At 53.1% G+C, this 2,435-nt stretch carries 1 protein-coding gene; it reads left to right on the top strand.

From position 1 onward, the window contains the following. The first annotated feature begins 119 nt into the window (after positions 1-119). A complete protein-coding gene (locus tag AC559A_RS18970) occupies positions 120-1,157 on the top strand; it encodes a MerR family transcriptional regulator (protein WP_498819258.1) in 1,038 nt (345 codons plus the stop codon). Positions 1,158-2,435: the final 1,278 nt, after the last annotated feature.

The raw sequence follows: 2,435 nt of genomic DNA, 5'->3' as shown, positions 1-2,435 counted from the left end.
TTTTTCGTTGCCGCTTGATGCTTGTACCAAGGTTTTTGGTGCTGAGGGCATGCGGCGTGATGTCAAATCTGGTGCTGGGCCGGTGATGTGCCGGTGGCAGTGCCAAGGAGGTTTGTGATATGAGTGAGAAACAGCTGTATACGCTGAAGGAAATTGCTGATGAGTTGGGGGTGAACTACAAGACCCTATACGTCTACAAGGATCTGTTCGAGGACCATCTGGTGATCAAGTACAGGGGACGAAAGGTCAAATATCTCCCTATCAACATTCAGATTTTCTCAAAACTCTTGGAACTTCGTGACGAAGGAAAGACGAATGACGAGATGATCGAATACCTCAAAAACTGGCGGCGGGAGTCCCCGGAACTGTTCCGATCTGATGATCTGTCTGACTGTCTGTCTGACGGTCTGACCGTCGGTCTGGATATCTGTCGGTCTGTCGGTCTGACTGTCGGACGGTCTGTCTTACTGTCTGACTGTCTGGATGTCGGACTGTCTGATGATCGGACTGACTGTCGGTCTGACGGTCTGACTGACTGTCTGGATGACTGCCTGTCTGATCAATGCTCGTCGTCAATTGTAACGGGCCACTATGAAGACGACCAGGAGGATGTGAAAGCCACTGGCTCTGACCAATCAGTAGAAGCCAAAGAGACAGAGCCCACCCAGCCACAACCAATCCAACCCGTCCAACCCGGCCCAGACCTCGAAACGATCCAAGACATGCTTGACCACTCCCTATCCCGCCTCGAATCCCGCATCCTCTCCGAGGTCAGCGAGCTGCTGCCGCAGATGAACTCTGCCCTCACCCAATTCTACAAATTCTCCTACGAATTGCTGGCCCGGCTGGAGAAGATCGAAACCGATCTTGGGGTTGAAGGGAAGCCCATGGCCACTGAGTTGGACCTCGAAGCCATTCAGGTAAAGATGGAACCGGCCTATTCCCATGCCGATCTCGAATTCGTGAAGAACTCAGTCCATGAGGGAAAGCCCGACAAGAACGCTGTTCGGCAGTGGGTGCTGAGTGAGCGGCGGAAAGGGCCGGAGCAGAGTTATGCCGCTCTGGCCGAGGTATTGAATGATGCAGGGGTTCCGACGTTGAGTGGCAGGGAAGGCTGGAACCGAGGGACTTTGAGGAATATCGTAGTCGAGCGTTGAAGGAGGTGATGGTGACGGGAATGAATATGGATGCGAAGGCCGGGGTGGTTCTGCTGCCCCGGCTTTTCTTTTTTTTTAGGTCGCAAGAGGGCCAGAGGGGCAGGCTGTGGCGGGAATAGACAGTCCAAAACCGCTTAACTGCTTACGTAATCCATCAATTCAGGGTGAAAGGCGCAAAGCCTCCTCCGTGTCGCCGTGGGCATAATGATGCGATCACCAAAAACAAGCAATTCATTCTGGATGGTTAAGCAAGTGTCACATTCACTGTACCACTTAAATATCTCATCATCAGGGAGTTCCGGGACACCAATGCAAACTCAATTCGGTAATCACAGGCAGTTCTCGTATCTGATGAAGCATCCAGCGAATCCGGACACCCATTTAGACAGGATTTCAGGCATGTAGGGGAGGCTGTCCGGGTTTCCGGGTGTTTTACAGTGTAGTAGGCAGCACAGGGCCAGGGCCAATGCCCTGAAATGGCCGGAACCCCGGACACCTATCGATATCCGCCGTGATTATTAGAAAATAAGTGTCCGGATTGCTGGCTGATCCACGCAAAGATGCCGGTCTGGCCTGTGACTATGCGCTGTAGGGCTTTTCGAGCCTCTGAGCTTGGACGCGGTGGCGGCGGTGGCATAAGTCAGTGGTGAAGGGGAAGTCATGCCCCCCGAAAAGGGAAAACAGGTAAACACCCAGGCTCAGGCCGCGTAGTTACAGGCTTTAGGTGTTTTCCTGGCTACGGAAGCAGGGGGTTACAGGTAAACACCTCCTGACCGTGAATCTGCTGCGGGATAATTACGCAAACGACTTGAATCGTGAGTAAAAGCCTCTGAGGCGCAGGTAGAGGTAAGGCAGGTGTTTACCTGTTTACCGCATTTTCGGCATGGCCCTGCCTGACGCGGTGATTTCAAATCGCCGCGTCAATCTGATCTGTACCGAGACACACCACGCTCCGATTTGAAATCGGACCGTAGCCGATTGCAAAATGATCGGGATCGGGTCTTGGTGAAGTCCGTCCAAAGTCGGATTTAGAATCCGACTTTGCTCTCGCCGATACCAGGGCAAATGGAAAGCCCTCCCGGTGTTCGTTCGAGAACCGAGAGGGCCAGGGTCCGGCTACAAGCCGTTGCCAGTAAGGAAGGTGCCTGATTATTGTTGGAAGCCTGGGGAGAAGGTCAAGGGGATGGGTTTGTTGCTCGGTGGGGTGAAGGGCTGGAGCTTACAAACAGAGAAGCCGGAAAGAACTGAATGTTCCTTCCGGCCTCTTCTTTTTTAGAA

The organism is Desulfonatronum zhilinae, assembly GCF_900182865.1.
Taxonomy (GTDB): domain Bacteria; phylum Desulfobacterota; class Desulfovibrionia; order Desulfovibrionales; family Desulfonatronaceae; genus Desulfonatronum; species Desulfonatronum lacustre.
Note: the sequence above shows the minus strand (reverse complement) of the source record. Positions and strands in the feature narration are given on the sequence as shown.